The organism is Nitriliruptor sp. (assembly GCF_040882075.1).
Lineage (GTDB): Bacteria > Actinomycetota > Nitriliruptoria > Nitriliruptorales > Nitriliruptoraceae > Nitriliruptor.
In genome coordinates this window covers 1-5,077 of sequence record NZ_JBBEBZ010000074.1, presented here as the reverse complement: position 1 = coordinate 5,077, position 5,077 = coordinate 1, and the positions used below count along the sequence as shown (strand labels likewise).

General features: G+C 73.6%; 5 protein-coding genes. 3 read left to right on the top strand and 2 right to left on the bottom strand.

The window, feature by feature from the left end:
• Positions 1-430: copper chaperone PCu(A)C (locus tag WEB03_RS03840; protein WP_368069653.1), on the bottom strand; the 430-nt coding region annotated here is incomplete at its 3' end.
• 64 nt (positions 431-494) lie between these two features.
• Here WEB03_RS03840 and WEB03_RS03835 point away from each other — a divergent pair.
• Both WEB03_RS03835 and WEB03_RS03830 read left to right on the top strand, forming a co-directional pair.
• The gene (locus WEB03_RS03835) at positions 495-788 is read left to right on the top strand and encodes a hypothetical protein (RefSeq protein WP_368069652.1); all 294 of its coding nucleotides are present in this window, start codon (positions 495-497) and stop codon (positions 786-788) included.
• Positions 785-1,672 (top strand): serine protease, encoded by an 888-nt coding sequence (locus WEB03_RS03830; RefSeq protein ID WP_368069651.1) that lies wholly within the window; start codon positions 785-787, stop codon positions 1,670-1,672. The genes WEB03_RS03835 and WEB03_RS03830 overlap by 4 nt, the downstream gene beginning before the upstream one ends.
• A gap of 30 nt (positions 1,673-1,702) precedes the next feature.
• Here the strand turns inward: WEB03_RS03830 and WEB03_RS03825 are convergent, their stop codons facing one another.
• Positions 1,703-3,910, bottom strand: coding sequence for a transglycosylase domain-containing protein (locus WEB03_RS03825; protein ID WP_368069650.1), 2,208 nt, complete (start codon positions 3,908-3,910; stop codon positions 1,703-1,705).
• A gap of 281 nt (positions 3,911-4,191) precedes the next feature.
• On the opposite strand from WEB03_RS03825, the gene WEB03_RS03820 reads away from it, so the two are divergent.
• Positions 4,192-5,077 (top strand): hypothetical protein (locus WEB03_RS03820; RefSeq protein WP_368069649.1); only part of this gene is annotated, 886 nt, incomplete at its 3' end.

The window sequence follows — 5,077 nt, the reverse complement described above, 5'->3', positions numbered from 1 at the left end:
CGACGACCACGTCGCCGGAGCGTTCGAACTCGAGGACGAGGCGCAAGGTACCGCCCTCGCGCACGGTCTCGTCCGGCACGACCAGCATCAGGTGCAGCTCACCCGGACGGAACACGAGCTGCTCACCCGCTGGGATCGGCACCTGCTCGAGCACCTCCATCACGGCCGCTCCGTCGGTGATGGTCGTGCGGTGGATCTCGGCGGCGATCGCGGCGTCGGTGCTGGCGCCGACCAACACGTCGTCGCCGTCGCCGTCGTTGGCGACGGTGACCGCGACCTGCGAGGAGCCGGCGATGGGCGCGGCGACCTGCGGGGTCCCGAGGACGCGGAGCTCAGGGGTACCCCCACCGGCGCAGCTGACGAGGACCGCGGCCAGGAGGGCGATGACGGTCGTGACGGGGGCGCGGGAGCGGGAGCGGGGAGCAGGCACGGTCGGAGGGTAGCCAGCGGGGTCGCGGGGCTACGGTGCCCCGGCCGGGAGGCGTGGAGGTGGCATGGATCTGAGCGTCGGGTCACCCGGTGCGGTCGCGGTCGGTCTCGTGCTGGTCCTGCTCGGAGCGACGGGGGCGACGGTCGCGACGCGCGGGTTCGACGGCGGCGGATCCCCGTGGCGGACGCTGGTGACGCTGGTCCCGTTCGGGATCCTGATCGGTGGCGGGGCGTCGCTGGTCCGGGGGTGGGACCTCGGTGCGGGCGTCCTGGTCGGCGCGATCGCCGTGCCCGTCGTCGGTGCGCTGGCGCGGATGATCGAGGTCCGCCGGCACCGGGCCGAACGGGACCGACCGTGAGCGAGCGGGGTTGGCGGGAGCGGTTGTTCGGGGCGCGGGACCGGCTCGGGTGGTGGTTGCTGCCGATGTTCGTCGCCGTGGGCCTCGCCGGTGCCGTGCTCGCCGGATCGCTCGCGGTGGTCTTCTCGTCCCAACGGGTCGACCGGTTGACGCGCGAGACGGCGTCGGCGCGGGCGGACCTGGCGACCGCTGCCGATGACGTCCGTGACGCGGCTGATGAGGCGTTGGCCAGCATCCAGGAGGAGGTCGACGCGGTCCGCGACCAGCTCTCGGCGGAGCTCCCGCTCGCTGATGCAGCGGAGGTCGGGGTGGTGCGTCTGGAGGCTGAGGTTCCGGTCCTCGACGAGGGGACGGGGCAACGCGTCGCCGAGCGCCGGCGAGCGAACGGGTTCCTGGTCGCCGCCACCGGGGACGAGGCGTTCGTCGTGACGACCTTCGGGCTCCTGGTCGACCCGGAGCGTCCCGAGGTGCCGCTCGACGTCGCGGTCGTCGTGCGGGCCGCGGCCGGTGACACCTCCGGACGCGTCCACTCCTGGCGCGCGGACCGCGACCTGCTGCTCCTCCGGGTCCCGCTCACCGGGTTCGAGCCGCTGCCGTGGCGTCCCGCAGACGAGCCCACCGTCCCCGGGGACCGCGTGGTGGCCGTCGGTCTGACGCCGGGGCTCGGGGCGGTCCGCATCGGTGGGACCGTGGCCGCCGCCGACGCGACGGGTGTGGTCACCGACCTTCCGGCCCTCGACCTGCTGGCCGGCGGCCCCGTCCTCGACGGCCGAGGTCGCGTGATCGGCGTGGCGTCCTCGCGCTACACGCCGTTCAGCGCCGACCCCGTCGTCGTGCCGATCCGGTCCCTCTGCGACGAGCTCCTCGCCCGCTGCCCGGACTGACCGTCCACCCTGACGCGTCGGTTCGTCCCGTCAGCACTCGAAGATGATCAGGCACGACTCGCCGCCATCGTCACCGTCGCCGCCCTCGTCGCCATCGTCCGGTGGTGGGCTCCCGTCGTCAGACGGCCCGTCGTCGGTTCCCTCGTCGTCGGCTCCGTCGCCGGGTGGGGGCTCGGCATCTGGGATGTCTTCGCCACCGTCGTCGCTGGTCTCGTTCGGTTCGGGGTCAGGGGGCGGCGGCGCGGGGACCGATCGCCGCGGTCCGACGCGAGGTGCGTCCGGGTCCTCGAACGCGAGGTCGGCGACGGACGGGAACCCGGTCGGTTCCACGTCCTCGAGGATCGCCGCCGCGGCACGCTCCCAGAGCGCGGCCGGCAGGCTGCCGCCGGTCACCTCGGTGAGGCCGAGCACGTCGGTCAGGGGGTCGACACGGCCGTCGGTCCCGGGGTCGCCGATCCAGACCGCGAGGGCGAGGTCCGGCGTCACCCCGACGAACCAGGCGTCCTTCGCGTCCGTGGTCGTGCCCGTCTTGCCGCCCTGCGGACGCCCGATGTCCGCGGCGCGACCCGTGCCGCGTGCGACCACGTCCTCGAGCGCCGCGGTGACCTGGCGCGCGACACGGGGGTGCACCACGCTGTGGCAACCGTCGCTGTCGAGCTCCGCCAGCTCCGCCGCGCGCTCGGCGAGGAGATCCGCGGACGGACGCCGCGGTGTCCGCGGTTGACCGGGGACGACCACCACCTCGTCGGGGGCGGTGACCTCCGCCCCCGTGATGTCGCGCACCTCGAGCACGCTCCGCGCCGGGCACAGGACACCGTCGTTGGCCAACGTGCCGAACGCCGACGCCATGTCGAGGACCGTGGCCCCGAACGACGAACCACCGAGCGCGACCGCTGCCTCGGTCCCGACCTCGGACGCGACCCCCAACCGCTGCGCCTGCTCGACGATGCGTGGGCCGCCGAGCTCGCACCCGAGCAGCTGGAAGGTCGTGTTCGTGGAGCGGACGAGCGCCTCGTGGACCGCCAACCGGCCGCCCGGACCGCCCCGGACGGTGATCGGCGGGCCGTCGTGATCGACGCACTCCGAGACGGTGACGTTCCCGGGAGCGGGCCGGGTGTCGGTCGGCTCCACCAGCGCATCCTCGAGCGCAGCCGCGTAGACGAACGGCTTGAACGCGGACCCGTTCTGTCGCCGGGTCATCGTCGCGAGGTCGAGGTCGCCGACGATCATGTCGCGCCCGCCGTGGATGGCCAGGATCGCCCCGGTCCGCGGGTCGAGCGCGACGGCTGCGGCCTCGACGTCGCCGACCTCGTCCGCGGGGAGGACCTCGGCGACCGCCTCGTCGAGGGCATGCTGGACCCGGGGGTCGTAGGTGGTCCGGATGGTGAGCGCGCCGGTCAGCACCGACTCCGGGCCGTAGGCGTGTTCGATCTGGCGCCGCACGTACCCGATGAACGCCGGCGCATCGCCTCCCCGCACCTCGGGGCGCGGCGCGACCTCCAGCGGCCGCGCTTGCGCGGCGCGGACCTGCGCGTCGGTGAGTGAGCCGAGCTCGCCCATCCGATCGAGCAGCGCATCACGGCGGGCGCGAGCACCCTCCGGATCCGCTCGCGGGTTGCGCACCGACGGGGCTGGCAGCGTCTGCGCCAGCGCGGCCGCCTGGGCCGCGTCGAGCTGGTCGGCGCCGACGCCGAAGTAGGTGAGCGCCGCGGCCTGGACGCCGGCCGCTCCCTCGCCGAACGCCACGGCGTTGAGGTAGCGCTCGAGGATCTCCTCCTTCGAGGTCGACCGCTCGAGCGCGATGGCGATGACCGCCTCGCGGACCTTGCGCATCACGGTCTGTTCGTCGCCGACGAAGGCGTTCTTGACGTACTGCTGGGTCAGCGTCGACCCGCCCTGGGTGATGCCACCGGTGCGCACGTTCGTCACCACGGCGCGGATGAGCGACAGGGGGTCCACCCCGTCGTGCTCGTAGAAGCGTGCGTCCTCGGACGCGACGACGGCATCGAGGACGACGGGGGCGATCTCGTCGAGCGAGACGACCTCGCGATCCACCTCGGCGGTGAAGCGGACGAGCACCTCACCGTCGGTGTCGAGCAGCACCGTCGGTCCGGTGAGGGCGGTCGGTTCGGGCACGTCCCAGTCGACCCGGAGCGCGATCGCGGCCACGAGGACGACGAGGCTGGCGACCGAGACGCCCGCTCCGAGCAGGGCCAGCAGCCCGCGACGTAGCAGCAACGTCCGCACCCTCACCGCTCCCGACGGTCGACGGTCCACGCGGGGAGGCTACGCGTGCTCCACCGTGACCGGCAGCGGACGCGAGGCCGCCCGGTCTGGACGAGGCGGTTCCGTCACCGGATCCGAGGTGAGCGTCGAGGTTCCGGATCCCGGCGTGTCCGAGGCTCGTGCGACCGGTCTCCGCACCGGCGGTTTGTTGTCCACACATCGGCGAACTTCTCCTCGGAATCGAACATATGCTCGGGTAGACTCGGCTCGTTCGCGACACCGACGGGGACCGCATGCGCAGCAGCCAGGGCTACCGACACACCAGCCGCCCGGCCCTGGCTGCCGCCGCCCGCGAACGCCACCCCGGCTACGACCCAGCTGACGCCCGCGATGAGGTGCCGTCACGGAGCCCGTCTCCGGCCGCAGCGATCGGGTCCGATGACGCTTCGGGTCTCGACCCCGTCGCGTCGGCGGTGGTGGCGATCCTGGCCGGCCACGGGGGTGCTGCCGTCCCCGAGGGGGAGCTCGCCGAGCTGGTGGCCACGCTGCGCGCCGCCGACCGGCTCACCGCCCGTGCCGTGGCGTTGGCCGGTCAGCTCGACGCACGTCGGGCGGCGGCCGAGGAGGGCATGACCTGCGACGGAGCGCTGCGACTACACACCGGCCTGGTCGGCTCCGACGTGGCCATGGTGCTGACCGCAGCCGACGTGCTGACCACGATGCCGGTCACGGCCGGGCTGTTCGCCCGCGGGGTGCTGTCCTGGGGTCACGTGCGTCAGCTGACCATCGGGGTCCGACGGTTCGATGCCGCGACCCGTGCCGCGCTCGACGACTACCTGGGCGAGCACCCCGGGCGGCTCGAAGCGATGGACGCCGAACGGCGGGCGTGGGCGCTCGAGGACGCGATCGACGACCACCGTCCCGAACGCACCCTGGAACAGCGGGCTGAGCGGCAGGAACAGGCCGAGTTCCTGGCGTTGCAGGGTCAGCTCGATGGGTCCGGCAGCCTGTACGGCCAGTTCGGTCCCGAAGGGTTCGCGACCATCACCGGCCGGCTCGAAACCGAGGCCGACATCCCGCAGGCGGCACCGTGCCCGGGTGACCAGGACAGCCCGGCAGCCGAACCGGTCCCCACCCGTGGCCGGCAGCTCGCCGACGCGCTGGTCCGCCTCTGCACCA